Raw genomic sequence first — 19,883 nt, forward strand, 5'->3', positions numbered from 1 at the left:
GTGTGAGTCCTCATGGCTGGTGGCACCGGGCCGGTGCGGTTTCGAAATACACCTCGGGGTCGGCGTCTTCCGGCAGTTCAAAGGTGAGTCGGCAACGTGGCTGCCCCGGTGCCTTGACCCACAGCGGGCGCGGGTCAAGCACGTCGGGCAGGAACACTTGGCTGCCTTCCTGCATCAGGGTGATGAACTCGCCTTCAGTGGTGCTCACGGTTGCGCCGCGTGGCAGCGGCTGGCCGTTATCGGTGGTCACGTTCAGCAGCGCACGCCGGGTGATGGCCACACCGAATTGGACTTTGTCCACGGCACCACGGCCGGCGGCGATCACTGCCAGGCCGTTGTGGATATCGGCGTTGCGCGGCAGCGAACGGGTCTGCACTTCCACCGGGCTGCGCCCATAAGCGCTGACTTGCGGCACCACGGCCTGGCCTTGCCAGTCGGTCCATACCGGGCCGCTTGGGGTGGTGACCTTGATGCCGGCCATTTCGCCCACCGACACCAGTGCAAACGTGTCGCGCACCGGGTACGGCGAGAAGGTCACGCCGTCCCCATGCAACACCACCCCGCCGCGCGCGCCACCTTGGTAGCTGGCTCGTTCGTCGTCGCTGCGGGTGTAGTTGAAGTCCAGCTGGCTGTACCACGGCAGTGCCGACACGCCGACCGACGACTCGACTTCACGGTCACGGCTGTCACGCTCCACGCCCACTCGGTAACTCAGTTGATCGTTGAGTTGCTCGTTCACGCCCACACCCAGGCGGTGCTCGCCGCCGGCGTTGCGTGCCCACGCGCGACCACGGCGGGTTTCACCCAGCGGCACGCTGATGTTCAGGTAAATGCTGTCGTCGTTCTGCTGGCGGCCGCCTACCTGCCATTCGGCGCTGGCCGACACCGATACCCGGCCAAAACTGGTGCCCCAGGACGCCAGCGCGCGGCTGCTGCTTTCACCGTTGTAAGACGCCGTGCGTGAGACCCCGGCGCTGAATGCACCCAAGGCCGGATGCGCCCACGACGCAGTAGCGCTCTGCTGGTCGCGGTAGCGCGAGCGCTGTTGATCGTCGCTATTGCCGACGTAGGTTGAATCCTCAAGGTCGCGGTAACCCTGGGAACGCCAGGAAGCTGCGGTGCTCACCGACCAGCTGTCATTCAAGCGCTGCGACCAGGACACATCGCTTTGCACCCCGCGCTCTGTGCCCTCGCGCTTGGGGCTGGCTTGGGCTGCCTGTGCGGAGAACTGCAGTTGGCTGTCCTGCCAGGGCAACCAGCCAAGGCTTGCGCCTGCTGAGCGATAGGCGTCCGCCACCAGCCCGCCTGCGCTGAGGCTCAGTTGCGGGTGCAGCGGGCCGCTCCAGCCCGCGCTGACCACCCAGGGCTCGCGGCCATCGCTGTCGCCGATCTGACGCACACGCCCGGCCGCCACCGAATAGCCCGGCGCCGGTAGGCCCAGGCCGAGCATGGCGGCGGGCACGGTAAAGCGGCGTTCTTCGCCGGTGGTTTCCTTGACCGTGACTTCCACGTCGGAACGGCTGTTCAAGCGGCGCACATCGGGCAGGGCAAACGGCCCGGCGGGTACCACGGTGGAGTGGATCAACGCGCCGTTCTGACGGATTTCCACCTGGGCCGGGCTGTTGGCGATACCGGTGATAGTCGCGCCCTGGTTCTGGTCTTGCAGCGCAGTTTCGGTCAGCACTTGGGCGCCGGTAATCTGCGTGCCGGCCAGCACCGGGTTGTAGAGGCTGATTTGCCCGGCCTGCAACACTGCCTGCTGCTCGGCGAAGGTGCGCTGGGCGTAGGCATCCAAGTGGGTGGTGCGCGAGCGGCGGTCCTGCCAGGTTTTCACCTGGCGGCTGCGCACGATCCAGTCGCCGGCGTTGAAGCCGACTTCGGTGTTGGCTGAGCCGAAGCGGCTGGTGGTGTCGCCGAACTCGTTGTAGAGGCCGGTCAAGTCGTAGTTGAGCAGCAAGGCCTGGCCACCGGTCTGGTAGCCGGAGATGTCTTGCTGGGCAGGGCGCAGGGCGTCGGTTGACACCACCAGGGCCAGGCTCAGGGCGGCGGGGTCTTGCTCGATCACGGTTTGCGGGTAGCGTTCGATAAACCGCTGGCAGGTGGGCACCCCGTTCTCATCGGGCACTGTCAGGTTGCCCGCATCCAGCAGGGCGCGGTTGAAACAGAGGCTGCCCTGGCGGTCGAACTCCACATCCACTCGGCCGCGACGCAGGCCGTTGACACTCAAATTGACGGCATGCCGGCCTGCCGTGAAACGCGGGGCTTGCAGCAGCAGGTTGGCCAGTTCCGGGTCGATGCCGCGCCGTGACAAGGTCTGGGGGTCGAAGGAACCGGCGATCAGCGCGTCACCCGCCAGCACTGCTTCGCACGGCAGTGCGCCGCCCAGGGTCAGTGCCAGCCCGGTGAGTAGGGTGCGTGCGCGGTGCGGTGAAACGCCAGGCACGGCGCTGCCGTCGCGGTCAGTTATTACTGTGCTCACAAGGTCGTACTCAAGTGTTGGGTGGCTTTGGCAAGCCACTCTTTTTTATAGGGCGATGAGTTTTTATAAGGTGATGAGTTTTTAGAGGGTGAGGGGTGCTTCGTAAGGTGCCACGGCAAAGCCATACACCGTGGCCGGCTGCAGTTGCACGCGGTTTGCGCCGGTGCCGCTGGCTGTTACGTTCAGGGTTTCACCCGGCAGCACATAGGTGCGCGGCAGCAGGGCCGAGCCGCTGCCGGGCAGCAGTCGCAGTTCCTGGGCCAGGCGCACCACGTAAGGGCTCGGGTTGTGCACGCTCAATTGGTCACGGTTCAGGCGCCACTCCAACCCGGTCCAGGGCGTGCGGTTGGGGGCCAGGCCCTTGGGATGCACAATCACCGGCAGGTTCTGGCGCACCGTCACACCGACTTGGGCGTGGCCGGCCTGGGCCGCTGAACGACCTTGGGGCATGCCTTCGAAGATCACCCGTTTCAAGCGTTGGGTGGCCAAGGGCTCGGGCGATTGCAGGATGAAGCGGATGAGCTGGCTCTTGCCCGGTTCGACCCGGGCCAGGGGCGGGGTGACAAACAGCAGCGTCGCCTTGTCTTCGGGAATGTCTTCAAGGGTGACGTGCAGCAGGGCCAGCTTATCGTCGGTGTTGGTCACGGTCACCGACGCTTCGCCATCGGCCTCGTTAACGATCACCACCGAGGTGTCGGGCACCATGCCGTCGGCCAGCGCCAAGGCAGGGCCGCCGATTGCCAGCGTGAGCGCAGCGAAGTAAAGACCGCTCACGCGAGCGAAGATGAAGGCGCGGGTGAAAAAGGGTAGGGCAGGCATGGCTACAAGTACCTCAGGTCAAGCACGATGGAACCGTCCAACGGCACTTCCTGTTTGAGAGTCAAATAGGCGGCGGCATTGATGGACGTGTTGATTTGCAGGCTGGCGTTCACCAGGCGGTGGGGTTCGGGCACCAGCGTGCCCGGGCGGGCGAACCCCATGTAGATGTTCGGGAAGGCATTGGACTCTGGAAACCAGGTCTCCCCTTTGTTGCTGGAGGCCAGCACGAGTAGGCGCTCGCCGTCGCCCATGGCCTCGCGAAATCCCAGGGAAACCGTGCCCAGCCGCTCGGAAGGCACATGGATATTGGTACCCAGGCCGTAATAAAAGCCCGGCCCCAGCGAGGAGTCGGCGCGATTGTCCACACCCACCAATACGTACAGCACCGGCTCGTTGCAGCTCACACTCAGGTCCAGCGTTTGAGTGGGCAAGGGGCTGAATTCGTGCTGGTTGAGGTTGCGTGCCGGCACCTTGCCGTGGTCGACGATGCCATTGGCAGACAACGTGGGGATGCAGGCGCTGGGTGTGATCAGACCGGTAACGTTGAGCTCAATGCTGGACGACGCCAGCACCAGCGAGCTGGCACCGAGCAGGCAAAACGTGGCGATAAAGCGTGAATAAATATGCTTCATGGGATGGGGGCCGGCTGCCTGATTCATCGTGTGTGTACAGGGCAAGGGCAGACGTTTTAAGGCCTGCCTTTGCTCGACTCGGATGCCGTTACAAGTAGCGCACGGTGAGGGTCACCGAACCGTCGATGGCGACTTCGTTGGTGAGGGTCAGCTCACTGGTTTTGGCGATCTGGGGCTGAACGTACAAGTCCGCGGCCCACAGTTGGACTGGGATCGGCGAATTGACGCCGGCCACGGCGGGTGCGAGGAGGTTGTCGCGCATCAGGTTGCGCTCGGAGCTCCAAGTGACGCCACCGTCGTAGGAACCGACGCTGTTGATCGGCACGCCATCGGCGACCGAATTCAACAGCTGCAGGGTCATGTTGCCGAGTTTTTCCGTGCCGTTGATGAGGCCCAGGCCAAACTCCATCAAATCGTTGTTGCTGTCAGACCCTTCGCGGTTGTCCTTGGCCTCCATGGCCATCAGGGTGGCGGCGTCACAGGTGACGGTGAATTGCAGGATGTTTAGGGGCAGAGCGGTCTGTTTGTCGGCGTTCAAATCCTTGGCCGAAATTTTGCCGTAGTCCACCGCGCCCCCGTTGGACAGCGCCGGGACGCAGGCACTTGGGGTAATCAGACCTTTGACCGTCAGGTCGACGCTGGAGGCGGCAAAGGCAGTGCCAGCAGCCGCGAGCATCAGGCCGCCGAGCACGGTATTGAGGGACTTGCTCATGGTGTTGCTCCTAAATGAGGGACTGAGGAGAAGCTCAATTACCAGTACTTGAGTTGCAGCGTGGCCTGGCCGTCGATGGGCACTTCATCGAGCAGGGTCAGGTCGCGGGACGGCACGATGACGGTAAAGGCGCGCAGCCGCGCCCTGAGGTCTTTAATGGCGATGGGCGTGTTCGGGCCGCCCGTTGCCGCGAACGAGGTCAGTGCTTCGTGCCCCAAGTAGGGCGATAAGCTCCAGTTAGCGCCGCCGTTGCGCGAGACGATCACGTTGACTGCGGTTTCATCCGCAATCGGATCGAACAACGTGAAGGCGACACTCCCCAGTTTTTGGTCTTCAGGCGTGGTCCCCAGGCCGTGGTGCGCCGGGTTGATGGCCGAGGTGCCGGCGCGATTGTCCGCGGTGGTCAGGGTGAAAAATGTCTCGCCGTCGCAGTGCACTTCAAACTGCATTTCGGAGGGGTCCAACAACGTGGGTTTAGTCTGTTGCAGGTCCTTGGCGGTCATTTTTCCATGGTCGATCACGCCGCCATTGGACAGGTTTGGGGTGCAGGCATTGGGGGTAATGATCCCAGTGACACTCAAGTCGGTATTACTGGCCGCAAATGCGCCGGGGGCGCAGGCAGCCAGCAGCAGGGCAAGAGCGGCGGGCGTGAATCTTTCCATGGGCACAGGTCCTTGTGAGCGATGCAGTGAAGCCGGTGGGTTACAGGTAGCGCAGTTCCAGGGTGGCGGAGCCGTCGATCGGTTGTTCCTGGGTCAGCGTCAGGCCACTGGTGGCGGCGATAGAGGGATGGATCGTCAAGTCGCTGTTGAGCGTCATGATCGCGATGGGCGCCCAGTTGCCGCCGGCGTTATTACCGAAGGCGGTGAGCCTGCTGCGCATCCAGATAGCGTCCTCGCTGTTCTCGATCCAGGTGGCGCCGTTGTCCCTTGAGGCCAGCTTGCTGACCGGCTGGTTGTCGGCGCGGTAGTTGGTGAGAACGATCAGGAAGTCGCCGAGCCGCTCTGTTTCATTGATGAAGCCCAGGCCATAGGAATCATCGCCAGGGCTGCTGGCCGAGCCTGCGCGGTTATCCACACCGTTGAGTGCAAACAGCGTCGCGGCCTCGCAGTTCACGCTCAATTGAAAGGTGGTGGTCGGCAATGGGGTGGCCTGGTTTTCCTGCAGGTCCTTGGCGGCGATCTTTCCATAGTCGGCCATGCCGCCCTGGCTCAGCATCGGTGTGCAGGCGCTGGGGGTTATCAGGCCTTTGACGGTCAGGTCGACGCTGCTGGCGGCGAATACAGTGCCGGCGCCGATCATCAACAGTGTCGCGGCGAGGGTGCTGAAGGGGCGAGTCATGGCATTACATCCTTGTGGTTAGCGGTGGTTTACAGGTACTTCACTTCAAGGGTGGCGGAACCGTTGATGGGGACCTCGTTGGTCAGGTTCATCCCCGCAGTGGGGGCGATAAGGGTGTGTATGCCGAGCTCTGTCGTCAGGTGCTGGACCGGAGTGGGGGCCCAACTGCCCGTTGAACGATCACCAAACGAGGCGAGATAGGAGGCCGGCCACAGATCGCCGGGAATGTTTTCCCGCCAGGTGAGGCCGTTATCCTGGGACTCGAGCACGGAGATCGGTGCGCCGTCGGCTGTTGGGGTGGCGAACACCAAGGCGTAATTGCCCAGTTTTTTTCCGTCGACCAGGCCCAGGCCATAGGTGTTTGACGGGTCATGGGAATTGCCCTGGTTATCGATGCCCTTCAGGGCCAACAGGGTTGGCGCATCGCAGGTGATCTCCAGTTGCAGGGTGTGGGTGTCAAGCGATGTCCAGTTGTCCGGCTTCAAATCCTTGGCCGCGACTTTTCCGTGGTCGACGATCCCACCGCTTGAAAGGCTGGGCGCGCAGGCGCTGGGGGTAATCAGGCCCTGGACGGTCAGGTCGATGCTGCTGGCGGCGAATACAGGGCCGGCGCCGATTATCAACAGGGTCGTGGCGAGGGCGCTGAAGGGACGAATCATGGCATTGCATCCTTGTGGTTAGCGGTGGTTTACAGGTACTTCACTTCAACGGTGGCGGAACCGTTGATGGGGACCTCGTTGGTCAGGTTCATCCCCGCAGTCGGGGCGATAAGGGTTTCCACTCTGAGTTCTGAGGTCAGGTGCTGGACCGGTGTAGGTGCCCAGTTGCCCGTTGAACGATCACCAAACGAGGCGAGGTAGGAGGCCGGCCAGATATCGCCTGGAAAGTTTTCCCGCCAGGTGAGGCCGTTATCCCGGGACTCGAGCACGGAGATTGGTGCGCCGTCGGCTGTTGGGTTGACGAATACCAAGACGTAATTGCCCAGTTTTTTGCCATCGACCAGGCCCAGGCCATAGCTGTTCAGCGGGTCATGGGAATTGCCTTGGTTATCGATGCCCTGCAGGCCCAGGAGGGTTGGCGCATCGCAAGTGATCTCCAGTTGCAGGCTGTGCTTGCTAAGGAGCGTCCAGTTGTCCAGCTTCAAATCCTTGGCCGCGACTTTTCCGTGGTCGATGATCCCGCCGCTTGAAAGGCTGGGCGCGCAGGCGCTGGGGGTAATCAGGCCCTGGACGGTCAGGTCGATGCTGCTGGCGGCAAACACGCTTGAGGCGCCGGTCACCAACAAGGTGGTGCTCAGCAGGGCGAAGAGGTTTTTCATTTAGGGCGCTCCAGTACGTTGAGCCACGCCGTGGGGACACTCGCTGCCAGTTGCTGCTGGAACGGGGTCAACGGTTGCTAGGCGGCTGTTCACTTTTTAAGAGTTGCCGGGGGCGGCGCACCGTCCCCGGCAAGAGTGGGCGGTAATCTAGCGAGGGGGGGTTATGGGGGACATACAACTATTACGACAATGACGCTGAGGAGGGAAAACAGCCTGTTCCGTGTCAGAATAGTTAACGGCTTAATGTAGGCAAAAGATCAGTTTCGTAGTTGTTGTATCGCCAAGCTGGCATTCGAAAGGCTAGCTTCGCTGCGCGATGACAGTCACTTGAGTGCTTTTGAGACGCCACAGCGTGCTCAGCCTTCAACTGTCGCGTCAGCGCTCCTCATCCAGTTCCAGGCTTATCGCTGAACCACGGGCGCTGCACCACCGACAACAACTACGAGGTGAGCGAGAGTGCTTTCGAGCGATGTCTCTTCGCAGCAGGGTCCATCGCGTTTCGTCCCCCCAGAACACTGGCGACACCTGGTGGTATTGGTGGCGGAGGATCATTCGGCCTATCGGCTGCTGCTGGGCTGGTTCATGCAAAAGCTCGGGCTGGGTCACGAGGTGGTCGGTGATGGCTGTGAAGGTTTGGCTTGCATCACCCGCAGACGCTTCGACCTGGTGATCAGCGACTGCCATATGCCGCGCATGGATGGTTATGCCCTGGCCCGTGCAATACGCCTTCACGAGCTGGAAAACGGTCACCGACGGGTACCGATTATCGCGCTCACCGCCAACCTGCTGCCTGATGACCCCCAGCGCTGCCGCGATGCCGGAATGGATGCCTGGCTGCTCAAACCACTCACGTTTGCACAGCTGTGCGAGGTGCTTGCGCGGTGGCTGCCTGGCCCGCCGTGCGAAATGTCGGCACCGGAGTCTGAGGCCGCCATGGGCTGGCCAACTCGCGCGGGCATGGTCCAAACCTTTGGCAGCGAACAGGTGGTGGACCAGATGCTCGCCAGCCTGTTGTACGAAGCCCGCAACGACTGTGCGGACCTTGCGCATGCGCGCATCACCTCGAACACCCAAGTCGTGTTGGATCGGCTGCACCGTCTGTTGGGCGGCTTGGCGTTCTTAGGCTGCGATGATCTGGAGGTGCGGGGCAGTGTGCTGATTGAGCAGGTCCGCACCGATGGCGTGGCGGTGCACCTGTTGAGCCTGGAGGTGTTTGAGCACGACCTCGAACGCTATTTCGCGTACGTCAGTGCGCTATGACGTACTTTTTGTAGGAATTCATTCCTTCTGTTGTGGCTTTTGTATGTGGGTGCTTTCTTTTTATTTTGTAGGTTTATAGGTAGTCGCTACAGGGCATTGGGCGCGGCTGAAAAGTGCGTGCGACCGGCGGTTGTTGAAGATCGCCGGCGGGGGTATTTTGCCCGGATTCAAGTTGCCATCATCCGTGAGTATCTATGCTTCGAGTAATCATTGCCGACGATCACCCCATTGTCCGCATCGGGCAACGGGTGGTGATTGAAGCGAGCGGCCAGTGCAAAGTCGTCGGTGAAGCCAGCGGCCCCGATGAATTGCTGGTACTGCTGAGCACCACACCCTGTGACTTGCTGGTGACCGATTTCGCCATGCCCGGCGGGCTTCAAGCCGACGGCTATGTGTTGCTGAGCCTGCTACGGCGCCAGTACCCGACGCTGCCGGTGATTCTGGTCACCATGTTCGCCAACGTCGCCACCTTGCGTGCCTCTTTCGCCCATGGCGCGCGGGCCATCGTCGCTAAAAAAGCCTCGGCCAAGGAGCTGCCCTTGGCAATCAAGGCGGTTGCCAAGGGCCAGACCTACGCCAGTGAGTGCTTGCGCGAGCAGTTGATCGAGGCCGGTACGGGGGATCAATCGCAAACGCCGCAGTTGTCCGGCAAGGAGCGCGAGGTGGTGCGCATGCTCGCCAGCGGCATGACCGTCAGCCAGATTGCGGCGCGGGTCAACCGCAGCATTTCCACGATCAGCAAGCAGAAAAGCACGGCCATGCACCGGCTGTGTATCTCGACGGATGTGGACTTGTTCGCCTATGCGCGTGCCGCTGGGATGGTGCCGTAGAACGTTGCAGATAGATCACGACCGTTAACTAACCGCGCGCGCCGGTGGGATTCGTATTACGTGTATTCAGCGTGAACAAACCATCCTTTAACTTGACGCCGTTGCCCTGCCAGTCGTGTGGGCGGCATCCATTCCTAGTCTATTAGATGAGTCGAACTTTCAGGTTGGCGACGCGCCTTTTTGTGCCTGTTCAACCTGTGAATAATCGACCGAAAGTGAGCAGTGAATGCAAGCGTCTCGTGTACCTATTTCCGCCGCATTATTGCTGGCCGGTGTTTCAAATGTGATGGCCGCGTCCAGCGTGGATCTCGGTGTCGTCGGTGTGATCACACCCTCGGCCTGTACGCCAATCTTGTCCAACAACGGGGTGGTGGATTACGGCAAAATCTCGCTTCAGGAGTTCCCTGCGAACGAGAAAGAACTGCCAGACGCAACGCTGCAGTTGGAGGTTAGCTGTAATGGGCCGATGATGATGGCCGTTAAAATTACGGATAACCGCCCCGGTACCGCGACGTCTACGAATGGGGGAGGGGATACGTCAAGTTTTGGTTTGAACTTGGCGAGCAACGGTCAAAAGATCGGTCGGTACCAATTGAAAATGGCCAATGCTACCGCCGATGGTCAAGTCGGTAGCCTGATCGAATCCTGGGAGGGGAGTGATACGTGGTTGGAGGCCAACAATGCGGTCTGGCAGCCGGGGTTCAGGCGCACCGTCAGAGACCCGAGTAGCGCAGGGCTTACGCCCTTGACAATGACGGCCTTCAAAGTCGATGTCGTCGTGAGCACAACCCTCACGCGTAAGCAGTATCTGCCATCGGCTGAAGAAACAAAGATAGACGGCAGCGCCACCCTGGAGGTCAAGTACCTGTAACCCCGCCGGGCGTCACTCATTCCCGTGGCGAATAGCCATGGCTTTCCGGCGTGGCGCGGACTATCGTTCAGCACCCCTGACCATCGTGCGAAACCTGCCCATGAGTGATGCCCACAACGCCCTGATCACCGAGTTCTACAGTGCCTTCCAGCGCCTGGACGCTGAAGCGATGGCGGCCTGTTACACCGACGATGTGCTGTTCAGCGACCCGGCGTTCGGCGAGTTGCGCGGGCGCGATGCCGGGGACATGTGGCGCATGCTGACCACCCGCGCCAAGGATTTTTCCCTGACGTTCGACCATGTGCGCAGCGATGAAGCCACCGGCAGCGCGCACTGGGTGGCGACCTACTTGTTCAGCGCCACCGGTAATACCGTGGTCAACGATATCGGTGCGCGGTTCGTGTTTCGCGATGGCAAGATCTGCGAGCACCACGACCACTTCGACCTGTGGCGCTGGTCGCGCCAGGCGTTGGGCCTCAAGGGGCTGCTGCTGGGCTGGTCGCCGGCGCTGAAAAACGCCGTGCGCGCCCAGGCGCTCAAAGGCTTGAAGGCATTCCAGGCCAGTCGTTGATAAGATTGGCGCTCCTCTGGTTTGCCGAAATGACCTGTGACTGATCTTCCTGAACCCAAACCCTGGTTCGTCTACCTGGTGCGCGCCGCCAATGGCTCGCTGTATTGCGGCATCAGCAATGACCCGGTGCGCCGTTTTGCCTCGCACCAGAGCGGCAAGGGTGCGCGGTTCTTCCTGTCCAGCCCGGCCGTGGCGTTGGTATACACCGAGCAATGCGCGAGCAAGGGCGAGGCGCTGCGCCAGGAGCGGCTGATCAAAAAGTTGAAGAAAAGCGCCAAGGAGTGCCTGGCGGCGAGTGGCTCATTGATTTGACTGATGGGTTCCCATCGCCCCCGCGCTGAGTGTTGCGGGCTAAGCTAGCGGCTCACTGACTTGAGCGGAGCCAAGCATGTCTGAGTTGATCCTGCACCACTACCCGCAGTCCCCCTTCGCTGAAAAAGCCCGCCTGCTGCTGGGTTTCAAAGGCTTGTCCTGGCGCTCGGTATTTATCTCGCCGGTAATGCCTAAACCGAACCTGATCGCGCTGACCGGCGGCTACCGCAAGACGCCGGTGCTGCAAGTCGGCGCCGATATCTACTGCGACACCGCCTTGATCGCCCGCCGCCTGGAGCAGGAAAAGTCCACACCGGCGCTGTTTCCTCAAGGCCTGGAACTGGTCACCCAAAGCTTCGCCGCCTGGGCCGATTCGTTGGTGTTCTCGCATGCCGTCGCACTGGTGTTCCAACCCGAATCCCTGGCCGTCAAGTTCGCCAAGGTGGCGCCGCAGATGCTGGAAGTGCTGGTGGCTGACCGCGCCAAATTGTTCAGCGGCGGCACTGCCGCCCGCGTGCAATTGGACCTCGCCAAGCATCAATGGCCGACGATCATCAGCCGCATCGATCAGCAATTGCAGCACCAGGCGGGCGACTTCCTGTTCGGGGAGCCGTCGATTGCCGACTTTGCCCTGGCGCACCCGTTGTGGTTCCTCAAAGGCTCGTCGGTGACGGCGCCGTGGGTGGATGCCTATCCGGCCGTCGCCACCTGGTTGAACCGGGTGCTGAGCTTCGGCCATGGCACCGCCAGTGAGATGAGCGCCGAGCAAGCCCTGGAAGTGGCGCGTAACGCGACACCTGCGGCCTTGCCGGATGAACAGTTCGAAGACTTGAACGGCTTCAAGCCCGGCCAGCAAGTCAGCATTTGCGCCACCGACTACGGCACCGACCTGGTGGCCGGCGAGCTGCTGTTTGCCGGGCGCGAAGAGCTGATCCTGCGGCGCGCCGACGAGCGCGGCGGCACCGTGCATGTGCACTTTCCACGCCTGGCTTTCCGCATTCAAGCGCAATGATCGTTCCCCTCGCTCTGGGTGGGAACGCAGCCCGTGACGCTTGCGTCGCCCCTGCGCAGGCGTCAACGGCGGGACGCGGAGCGTCCTGAGCGGCATTCCCACGCAGAGCGTGGGAACGATCGTGATAAAAATATTTGCAAACAAAGGTGAGGTAAATCCACCGCCCATCCGTGTAGTGCTTGAAACTGCGATCTATTCGCATTAACAGCGTTTTCTACACGGGTTCTCACAGCATGAAATCGACGGCGGGCGGTTGGGTAAAACAGTGGCTGGGAGCCTCGGTATTGGCGGTGTCGGGGCTGGCGTTGCTGCCCCTCGGCGTGGCGCGCGCGCAGGAGCAGCAAAGCGCCCAGTTCAACTTTGCCCTGGCGGCCAAACCGCTGCCCCAGGCCCTGAGTGATTTCAGCCGGGTCACCGGCATCAGCGTGATCTACACCGACGAAGCGCCCTACGGCCTCAGTGCCCCGGCGGTCAGCGGGCAGATGAGCGCGACCCAGGCCCTGCAACGCCTGCTCGGTCACTCAGGCTTTACCTTCCGCCAGATCGACGCCCGCACCCTGGCCCTGGAGCCCGTGCCCACCGACGGCGCGGTCAACCTCGGCGCCACCACCATCAGCGGCGCCGGCCAGACCCAGGACAGCACCAGCTACCAGCCACCGCCCACCAGCTCGGTGATGCGCTCCCATGGCCTGCTGCTGGAAACCCCGCAAACCGTCAACGTAGTGCCCGCCCAAGTGCTGCGCGACCAGACCCCACGCAACCTGGATGACGCCCTCGCCAATATCAGCGGCATCACCCAGGCCAACACCTTGGCCAGCACCCAGGACGCGGTGATGCTGCGCGGCTTTGGCGATAACCGTAACGGCTCGATTATGAAAGACGGCATGCCGGTGGTGCAGGGCCGTGCCTTGAACGCCACCGCCGAGCGCGTCGAAGTGCTCAAAGGCCCGTCCTCACTGCTTTACGGTATTCAGGACCCAGGTGGCGTGGTCAATATCGTCAGCAAAAAGCCCGAGCTGGTGCAGTCCACTTCCCTGACCGCGCGCGGCTCGACCTTTGGTGGTGGCAAGAACGGCAGCGGCGGCAACCTTGATACCACGGGCCCGATTGGCGACAGCGGCTTGGCGTATCGCCTGATCGTCGACCATGAAGACGAAGATTACTGGCGCAATTTCGGCACCCACCGCGAAACGCTGGTGGCACCGTCCCTGGCCTGGTACGGCGACACCACCCAGGTGGTGTTCGCCTATGAACACCGCGAATTCCTCTCGCCGTTCGACCGTGGTACCGCCATCGACCCCAAGACCAACCGCCCGCTGAACATCCCCACAACCCGTCGCTTGGATGAACCCTTCAACAACATGGAGGGCCGCTCCGACCTGTACCGCCTGGAAGTCGACCACGACCTGAACGACGACTGGAAGGCGCATTTCGGCTACAGCTGGAACCGCGAGACCTACGACGCCAGCCAAGTGCGCATTGTTTCGGTGAACCCCAACGGCACCCTGACCCGCAGTATGGACGGCACCCGGGGCGCGTTGACCACCGACCGCTTCACCACGATGAGCCTGGAGGGCAAGGTGAACGTCGGTGGCATGCAGCATGATCTGGTATTCGGCCTGGACGATGAGTACCGCAAGATCTATCGCGCCGACCTGATCCGCCAGTCGCAACGCAGTGCCTTCAGCTACCTCAACCCGGTCTACGGCAAGGATGTGCAAGGCACCACCGTCAGCGCCAAGGACAGCGCTCAGACCGACCTGCTGCGCAGCGACTCACTGTTCTTCCAGGACGCCATTCACCTGACCGATCAGTGGATCCTGGTGGGCGGCGTGCGCTATCAGATGTACGACCAATACGCCGGTAAAGGTGTGCCATTCAAGGCCAACACCAACGGCAATGGCCAAGCCTGGGTGCCGCGTGCCGGCCTGGTGTACCGCTACACGGATGAGTTGTCGTTCTACGGCAGCTACACCGAGTCGTTCAAACCCAACTCCACCATTGCCGCGTTGGCCGATGGCAGCACCTTGACCGGCGACCTCACACCGGAGGAATCCAAGTCTTGGGAATTGGGGGCCAAACTCGACATTCCTGGGCGGATTACCGCCAGCGCGGCGTTGTTCAATATCGATAAACGCAACGTGTTGGTGTCGGTGGGTTCTGGGGCGAACACCATTTACAGCATTGCTGGCCAAGTGCGTTCCCGTGGCCTGGAGTTGGACGCCACCGGCCAGTTGACCGACCAATGGAGCGTGATCGGCAGCTACGCCTTCACCGATGCCGAAGACATCAAGGACAAAGACCCGACACTTGAGGGTAACCGCCTGCAAAACGTGGCCAAACACACCGGCTCTCTCTCGGCGGTCTACGACTTCGGCAATGTGTTCGGGGGTGATCAACTGCGGGTTGGCGCGGGCGCCCGTTATGTCGGCGAACGCGCTGGCGATGCCGCCAACGACTTCAACCTGCCCGGCTATACCGTTGCAGACGCGTTTGCCACCTATGACACCAAGATCGAAGGCCAGAAGGTCAAGTTCCAGCTCAATGTGAAGAACCTGTTTGATCGCACTTACTACGCCTCCGCCGCGAGCCGGGTGTTTGTGTCGCTGGGTGATGCGCGGCAGGTGTCGGTGTCCAGTACGCTTCAGTTTTAATGTGTAAAGCGGGGCTTGTTGTGGCGAGCGGGCAAGCCCGCTCGCCACAACAAGCCCGCTAGCCACGACAGCCCCCGCTCGCCACAAAGGTAAGGAGCTGGTAGCGTTGCCGCCACTGAAGACTTTGCGGGAAAACGGTACTGATGCAGTTGGGCAGATGGATACACACCAGCACCCTGTTGGTGGGCTTGAGCTTTTTACTGGGCGGCTGCGCGAGTGTTTCGCCGACCTCCAACGCCCTTGATCAATTGCTTGCCGACCCGGCGCTGCAGGGCGCCACGGTGTCGCTGATGGTGCGTGACGCGCGCAGCGGCAACACGCTTTACCAACACAACCCACGCACCCGGCTGGTGCCCGCCTCCAACCTCAAACTACTGACCACCGCCGCAGCGATGGACGTATTGGGGCCGCAATACCGGTTCGCCACGCAACTGCTGAGCAACGGCATACGCCAGGGCGATCGCCTGACCGGCAACCTCTACCTGCGCGGCCTGGGCGACCCGACCATTCAGTTCGCCGACTACCAGGCCCTGGCGGCGCAACTGGCCAGCCAAGGCGTTCGCCAGGTGCAAGGCGATCTGGTGTTCGACGACACCTGGTTTGACGCCGAGCGGCTGGGCGTCGATTGGTCCCATGACGATGAAACCACCTACTACGGCGCGCAGATTTCAGCGCTGACCGTGTCCCCCAATTCGGATTTTGATGCAGGCAGTGTGCTGGTCACGGCCAAGGCGCCGGTGCGCGTCGGCGTGCCTGTGAACGTCGAGATCTTCCCGCCCACCGACTACCTGCAATTGAGCAACCGCGCCGTCAGTGGGCCGGGTAACACCTATGGCATCAACCGCCGCCACGGCACCAACCTGCTGCAGCTCAGCGGCGCCGTGGCACCGGGCCGGCAGAGCCCACAACTGGTCAGCGTCTGGGAACCGACGCAACTGGTGGCCAATCTGTTTGAACAAGCCCTCAAGCAGCAGGGCATCACCGTGCTGGGCCGTCGAGTGATGGGGGCTACCAGCCCGGCCGGCGTGACCGTGCTGGCTGAGCATCAATCGGCGCCGTTGCAGGAACTGATCACGCCGCTGCTGAAACTCTCGAACAACAACATGTCCGAAGCGTTGCTCAAGGCCATGGGCCGCCAGACCGCGAATAGCGGCACAGCGGCGGCGGGGGCGATGGCAGTGGCCGGGTTTCTCAAGCGCCAGGGTGTGGATACCGCGACGCTGAAGCAGGTCGACGGTTCCGGCCTGTCGCGGCAGAACCTGGTGTCGGCGCAAACCCTCACCGACCTGCTGCTGGCCGCGAGCAAACAGCCGTGGTTCAACGCCTGGTACAACGCGCTGCCGATTGCCGGCAACACCGACCGCATGACCGGCGGCAGCCTGAGTTATCGCCTGCGCAGCACGCCGGCTGAAAACAACCTGCACGCCAAGACCGGCTCCATGGGCGGCGTGTCGTCCTTGAGCGGCTACATCACCGACGCCCATGGGCGCCAGCTGGTGTTCTCGATGCTCAGCAACAACTACGTGGTCGCCGGCGCGCAGGTGAAGGCCTTGGAGAACCGCGTGGCGGTGGCCCTGTCACGCTGGGGCGATTGATTCAGGGCTGATAGCCCATGCGCCAACTCACGGCCCGGGTCGCCGCCAGCAAGCGCTGCGCCGCCGGGCCATCCTCGTCGGCATGGAACAGTGAAGTGGGGCCGACCACGGTCATCACCGCCGCCACGTGCCCGACCGCGTTGAACACCGGCGCCGACAACGCATCGACGCCGGGCATCAGCAAACCATGCACAAAGTGCAGGCCACGGCTGCGGATCTGTTCACAGGCGGTGGCATACGCCTGATCGTCCGCCAGCGCATGGGCGATACCGGCCTGAATCTCACGCTCGCGCAATTCCACGGTTTCCCGCGATGGCAGGTAAGCACTGAACACCAGCCCGGTGGACGAGCTGAGCAGCGGCAACACCGAGCCCAATTGTGTGACCACGGTGATCGCGCGCACCGCAGGCTCGATGTGCACCACGGTCGCGCCCTGGTTGCCCCACACCGCCAAAAAGCAGGTTTCATTCAGTTCATCGCGCAGCTCCGCCAGGGGCAGGGCACCGACCTTCAACACATCCATGCTGCCCAGCGCGGCCAGGCCCACACGCAATGCCTCGCGGCCCAGGCCATAGTGGTTGGTGGCGGTATTCTGTTCAGCAAAGCCTGAGGCAATCAGCGCCTGCAAATAGCGGTGGACCTTGCTGGCCGGCATCTGCACATGCTCGGCCAGGCGCGACAGCGAAGTGGCCGGGGACAGTTGCGCAAGGGCCTTGAGGATGTCGGTGCCGACTTCGGCCGAGCGGACTTTCTGTTTACCGGTGTCGCGGGGCTTTTCCATGGAAGGGCGAGAATCCGAGAGATGAATGGGCGTCTTTATAGCTTGACGGTCGATAGTGATCAAATTACGTTATGCGTAACTGGATTACGATAAAAACAACTTCCGCTCAGAGGATGATCCATGCACCTCGAATACCAATCGGGCTTCGGCAATGAATTCGCCAGTGAAGCCCTGCCTGGCGCGCTGCCCGTCGGCCAGAACTCCCCGCAAAAAGCCCCTTACGGCCTGTACACCGAGCTGTTCTCCGGCACTGCCTTCACCATGGTGCGCAGCGAAGCCCGCCGCACCTGGCTGTACCGCATTCAGCCGTCGGCCAATCACCCGGCGTTCGTCAAGCTTGAGCGGCAGTTGGCCGGTGGGCCGTTGGGCGCGGTGACGCCGAATCGGTTGCGCTGGAACCCATTGGATATTCCCGCCGAGGCAACGGACTTTATCGACGGGCTGGTAGGCATGGTCGCCAACTCGGGGTCGGAAAACCCCTCAGGTATCAGCATTTACAACTACCGCGCCAACCGCTCGATGGAGCGCGTGTTCTTCAACGCCGATGGCGAACTGTTGATCGTGCCGGAGCAGGGCCGGCTGCGCATCGCCACCGAGTTGGGTGTGCTGGAAGTGGCGCCGCTGGAAATCGTGGTGCTGCCGCGTGGCCTGAAATTCCGCGTCGAACTGCTGGACGCCCAAGCGCGCGGCTACGTCGCGGAAAACCACGGCGCGCCACTGCGCCTGCCGGACCTGGGGCCGATCGGCAGCAACGGCCTGGCCAACCCGCGCGACTTCCTCACCCCGGTGGCCCACTATGAAGACCACAAAAAACCGACAACGCTGGTGCAGAAGTTCCTCGGCGAACTGTGGGCCTGCGAGCTGGACCATTCCCCGCTGAACGTGGTCGCCTGGCACGGCAATAACGTGCCGTACAAATACGACCTGCGCCGTTTCAACACCCTCGGTACGGTGAGTTTCGATCACCCGGACCCGTCGATCTTCACCGTATTGACCTCGCCCACCAGCGTGCACGGCTTGGCCAACCTCGACTTTGTGATTTTCCCGCCGCGCTGGATGGTCGCCGAAAACACCTTCCGTCCGCCGTGGTTTCACCGCAACCTGATGAACGAATACATGGGCCTGATCCTGGGCGCCTACGATGCCAAGGCCGAAGGCTTCCTGCCTGGCGGCGCGTCGCTGCACAGCTGCATGAGCGCCCACGGCCCGGACGGCGAGACGTGCACCAAGGCCATCAACGTGGAACTGGCGCCGCACAAGATCGATAACACCATGGCCTTCATGTTCGAGACCAGCCAAGTGCTGCGCCCGACTCAGTTCGCCCTGGAATGCCCGCAACTGCAACCCTCTTACGACGCGTGCTGGGCCTCGCTGCCCGCCACCTTCAACCCGAACCGGAGATAACCGATGACTCAACCCATGCCAACCCGCAGCTGGGTGACCTCCGCCAACGGTCACCGCGATTTTCCCCTGCAGAACCTGCCGCTGGGCGTGTTCAGCATCAACGGCTCGGCACCGCGCAGCGGCGTAGCGATTGGCGACGCGATCCTCGACCTGCATGCTGCCCTGGACGAGTTTGACGGTGAGGCGCGTCGCGCTGTCGAAGCCACCGTTGGCGGCCAACTGAACGCCTTTTTCGAACTCGGCCGTGGCCCGCGTGTGGCCTTGCGCGAACGCCTGCTGGAGTTGCTCGCCGAAGGCAGCAAGCTGCAAACCCGTGACGCGCAGGTGCTGCACCGCGCCGTTGATTGCCAGATGCACCTGCCGGCAAAAATCAGCGACTACACCGACTTCTACGTCGGCATCGAACATGCGCAGAACGTCGGCAAGCTGTTCCGCCCCGACAACCCCTTGCTGCCCAACTACAAATACGTGCCGATTGGCTATCACGGCCGCGCCTCAACCATTCGCCCCTCGGGCACCGAGGTACGTCGCCCTAAAGGCCAGACCCTGCCGGCCGGCCAGACCGAGCCAACCTTCGGCCCCTGCGCGCGCCTGGATTACGAATTGGAACTGGGCATCTGGATCGGCCAGGGCAATGCCATGGGCGACTCGATTGCGATTGGCGACGCCGCCGAGCACATCGCCGGTTTCTGCCTGCTCAACGACTGGTCGGCGCGGGATATCCAGGCTTGGGAATACCAGCCGTTGGGGCCGTTCCTGTCGAAAAGCTTCATCACCAGCGTCTCGCCATGGGTGGTGACGGCCGAAGCGCTGGAACCGTTCCGTAAAGCGCAACCGGCGCGTCCGCAGGGCGATCCACAACCGCTGCCGTACCTGCTGGACACGCGTGACCAGGCGGCCGGCGGCTTTGATATCGAACTGGAAGTGTTGCTGAGCACCGCCGCGATGCGTGAGCAAAACCTGCCGGAACATCGCCTGACCCTGAGCAATACCCAGCACATGTACTGGACCGTGGCGCAAATGGTTGCGCACCACAGCGTCAACGGTTGCCAATTGCAGGCCGGTGACTTGTTCGGTTCGGGCACCTTGTCCGGGCCGCAGCCGGGGCAGTTCGGCAGCCTGCTGGAGATCACCGAAGGCGGCAAAAAGCCGATTGAACTGGCCTCCGGCGAGGTGCGTAAGTTCCTCGAAGACGGCGACGAAATCATCCTGCGTGCGCGTTGCAGCCGCGAAGGGTTTGCCTCCATCGGCTTCGGCGAATGCCGTGGCACCGTGGTCGCGGCACGCTAAGA

19 protein-coding genes are annotated in these 19,883 nt (G+C 62.3%); 10 read left to right on the forward strand and 9 right to left on the reverse strand.

The annotated features are described in order from the left end of the window. Nucleotides 1-10: 10 nt before the first annotated feature. The 8 genes from K0P33_RS06675 to K0P33_RS06710 form a co-directional block, all read right to left on the reverse strand. Nucleotides 11-2,479: a fimbria/pilus outer membrane usher protein gene (locus K0P33_RS06675; protein WP_242154558.1), complete on the reverse strand. Its 2,469-nt coding sequence runs from the start codon at nt 2,477-2,479 to the stop codon at nt 11-13. An 81-nt stretch (nt 2,480-2,560) separates the two neighbouring features. Further along, nucleotides 2,561-3,298, reverse strand: a complete 738-nt coding sequence (locus K0P33_RS06680) for a fimbria/pilus chaperone family protein (protein WP_094951912.1) — start codon at nt 3,296-3,298, stop codon at nt 2,561-2,563. A gap of 2 nt (nt 3,299-3,300) precedes the next feature. Then, on the reverse strand, nt 3,301-3,930 hold the full coding sequence (locus K0P33_RS06685; protein WP_242154560.1) for a DUF1120 domain-containing protein: 630 nt from the start codon (nt 3,928-3,930) through the stop codon (nt 3,301-3,303). 88 nt (nt 3,931-4,018) lie between these two features. After that, nucleotides 4,019-4,642 (reverse strand): DUF1120 domain-containing protein, encoded by a 624-nt coding sequence (locus tag K0P33_RS06690; RefSeq protein WP_242154562.1) that lies wholly within the window; start codon nt 4,640-4,642, stop codon nt 4,019-4,021. 38 nt (nt 4,643-4,680) lie between these two features. Continuing rightward, complete coding sequence (locus K0P33_RS06695; RefSeq protein ID WP_094951909.1) at nt 4,681-5,304, reverse strand: DUF1120 domain-containing protein; 624 nt, start codon at nt 5,302-5,304, stop codon at nt 4,681-4,683. 40 nt (nt 5,305-5,344) lie between these two features. Beyond that, a complete protein-coding gene (locus tag K0P33_RS06700; protein WP_094951908.1) occupies nt 5,345-5,983 on the reverse strand; it encodes a DUF1120 domain-containing protein in 639 nt (212 codons plus the stop codon). A gap of 29 nt (nt 5,984-6,012) precedes the next feature. Beyond that, nucleotides 6,013-6,642: a DUF1120 domain-containing protein gene (locus K0P33_RS06705; RefSeq protein WP_094951907.1), complete on the reverse strand. Its 630-nt coding sequence runs from the start codon at nt 6,640-6,642 to the stop codon at nt 6,013-6,015. A 29-nt stretch (nt 6,643-6,671) separates the two neighbouring features. After that, nucleotides 6,672-7,301, reverse strand: coding sequence for a DUF1120 domain-containing protein (locus K0P33_RS06710; RefSeq protein ID WP_094951906.1), 630 nt, complete (start codon nt 7,299-7,301; stop codon nt 6,672-6,674). Nucleotides 7,302-7,838: 537 nt separating this feature from the next. Between K0P33_RS06710 and K0P33_RS06715 the strand changes: the two genes are divergently transcribed. The 8 genes from K0P33_RS06715 (at nt 7,839) to dacB (ending at nt 16,406) form a co-directional block, all read left to right on the forward strand. Next, complete coding sequence (locus K0P33_RS06715; RefSeq protein WP_242154565.1) at nt 7,839-8,561, forward strand: response regulator; 723 nt, start codon at nt 7,839-7,841, stop codon at nt 8,559-8,561. A gap of 194 nt (nt 8,562-8,755) precedes the next feature. Continuing rightward, nucleotides 8,756-9,391, forward strand: coding sequence for a response regulator transcription factor (locus K0P33_RS06720; RefSeq protein WP_242154567.1), 636 nt, complete (start codon nt 8,756-8,758; stop codon nt 9,389-9,391). 226 nt (nt 9,392-9,617) lie between these two features. Further along, entirely contained in the window at nt 9,618-10,262 is a 645-nt protein-coding gene (locus K0P33_RS06725) for a DUF1120 domain-containing protein (RefSeq protein ID WP_242154570.1), read from the forward strand. Between the two features lie 100 nt (nt 10,263-10,362). Next, complete coding sequence (locus tag K0P33_RS06730; protein ID WP_094951929.1) at nt 10,363-10,833, forward strand: nuclear transport factor 2 family protein; 471 nt, start codon at nt 10,363-10,365, stop codon at nt 10,831-10,833. Nucleotides 10,834-10,869: 36 nt separating this feature from the next. Further along, complete coding sequence (locus tag K0P33_RS06735; protein WP_025855645.1) at nt 10,870-11,145, forward strand: GIY-YIG nuclease family protein; 276 nt, start codon at nt 10,870-10,872, stop codon at nt 11,143-11,145. 76 nt (nt 11,146-11,221) lie between these two features. Then, the gene (locus tag K0P33_RS06740; protein WP_242154572.1) at nt 11,222-12,157 is read left to right on the forward strand and encodes a glutathione S-transferase family protein; all 936 of its coding nucleotides are present in this window, start codon (nt 11,222-11,224) and stop codon (nt 12,155-12,157) included. Nucleotides 12,158-12,390: 233 nt separating this feature from the next. Then, complete coding sequence (locus K0P33_RS06745; RefSeq protein WP_094951901.1) at nt 12,391-14,811, forward strand: TonB-dependent receptor; 2,421 nt, start codon at nt 12,391-12,393, stop codon at nt 14,809-14,811. Between the two features lie 143 nt (nt 14,812-14,954). After that, nucleotides 14,955-16,406, forward strand: a complete 1,452-nt coding sequence (dacB, locus tag K0P33_RS06750; RefSeq protein WP_242154574.1) for a D-alanyl-D-alanine carboxypeptidase/D-alanyl-D-alanine-endopeptidase — start codon at nt 14,955-14,957, stop codon at nt 16,404-16,406. A gap of 1 nt (nt 16,407) precedes the next feature. Here dacB and K0P33_RS06755 read toward each other — a convergent pair whose 3' ends face one another. Next, nucleotides 16,408-17,187: an IclR family transcriptional regulator gene (locus K0P33_RS06755; RefSeq protein WP_094951899.1), complete on the reverse strand. Its 780-nt coding sequence runs from the start codon at nt 17,185-17,187 to the stop codon at nt 16,408-16,410. 120 nt (nt 17,188-17,307) lie between these two features. Here K0P33_RS06755 and hmgA point away from each other — a divergent pair, with 120 nt between their 5' ends. Together hmgA and fahA are read left to right on the forward strand one after the other, a co-directional pair. Next, nucleotides 17,308-18,591 carry a homogentisate 1,2-dioxygenase gene (gene hmgA / locus K0P33_RS06760; protein WP_094951898.1) on the forward strand — a complete coding sequence of 428 codons (1,284 nt, stop codon included), beginning with the start codon at nt 17,308-17,310 and terminating at the stop codon, nt 18,589-18,591. A gap of 3 nt (nt 18,592-18,594) precedes the next feature. Further along, entirely contained in the window at nt 18,595-19,881 is a 1,287-nt protein-coding gene (gene fahA, locus K0P33_RS06765; RefSeq protein ID WP_094951897.1) for a fumarylacetoacetase, read from the forward strand. The last annotated feature ends 2 nt before the right edge of the window (nt 19,882-19,883 follow it).

It is taken from the genome of Pseudomonas sp. ArH3a (genome assembly GCF_022648765.1).
Classification (GTDB): domain Bacteria; phylum Pseudomonadota; class Gammaproteobacteria; order Pseudomonadales; family Pseudomonadaceae; genus Aquipseudomonas.

Excerpts from the sequence above, each read along its gene's own strand:
- K0P33_RS06685 (WP_242154560.1), bottom strand. The coding sequence starts at position 3,930 with ATGAAGCATATTTATTCACGCTTTATCGCCACGTTTTGCCTGCTCGGT.
- K0P33_RS06745 (WP_094951901.1), top strand. The coding sequence starts at position 12,391 with ATGAAATCGACGGCGGGCGGTTGGGTAAAACAGTGGCTGGGAGCCTCG.
- hmgA (WP_094951898.1), top strand. The coding sequence starts at position 17,308 with ATGCACCTCGAATACCAATCGGGCTTCGGCAATGAATTCGCCAGTGAA.
- K0P33_RS06680 (WP_094951912.1), bottom strand. The coding sequence starts at position 3,298 with ATGCCTGCCCTACCCTTTTTCACCCGCGCCTTCATCTTCGCTCGCGTG.
- K0P33_RS06705 (WP_094951907.1), bottom strand. The coding sequence starts at position 6,642 with ATGATTCGTCCCTTCAGCGCCCTCGCCACGACCCTGTTGATAATCGGC.
- K0P33_RS06740 (WP_242154572.1), top strand. The coding sequence starts at position 11,222 with ATGTCTGAGTTGATCCTGCACCACTACCCGCAGTCCCCCTTCGCTGAA.
- K0P33_RS06695 (WP_094951909.1), bottom strand. The coding sequence starts at position 5,304 with ATGGAAAGATTCACGCCCGCCGCTCTTGCCCTGCTGCTGGCTGCCTGC.
- K0P33_RS06720 (WP_242154567.1), top strand. The coding sequence starts at position 8,756 with ATGCTTCGAGTAATCATTGCCGACGATCACCCCATTGTCCGCATCGGG.
- fahA (WP_094951897.1), top strand. The coding sequence starts at position 18,595 with ATGACTCAACCCATGCCAACCCGCAGCTGGGTGACCTCCGCCAACGGT.
- K0P33_RS06700 (WP_094951908.1), bottom strand. The coding sequence starts at position 5,983 with ATGACTCGCCCCTTCAGCACCCTCGCCGCGACACTGTTGATGATCGGC.
- K0P33_RS06755 (WP_094951899.1), bottom strand. The coding sequence starts at position 17,187 with ATGGAAAAGCCCCGCGACACCGGTAAACAGAAAGTCCGCTCGGCCGAA.
- dacB (WP_242154574.1), top strand. The coding sequence starts at position 14,955 with ATGCAGTTGGGCAGATGGATACACACCAGCACCCTGTTGGTGGGCTTG.
- K0P33_RS06725 (WP_242154570.1), top strand. The coding sequence starts at position 9,618 with ATGCAAGCGTCTCGTGTACCTATTTCCGCCGCATTATTGCTGGCCGGT.
- K0P33_RS06730 (WP_094951929.1), top strand. The coding sequence starts at position 10,363 with ATGAGTGATGCCCACAACGCCCTGATCACCGAGTTCTACAGTGCCTTC.
- K0P33_RS06710 (WP_094951906.1), bottom strand. The coding sequence starts at position 7,301 with ATGAAAAACCTCTTCGCCCTGCTGAGCACCACCTTGTTGGTGACCGGC.
- K0P33_RS06690 (WP_242154562.1), bottom strand. The coding sequence starts at position 4,642 with ATGAGCAAGTCCCTCAATACCGTGCTCGGCGGCCTGATGCTCGCGGCT.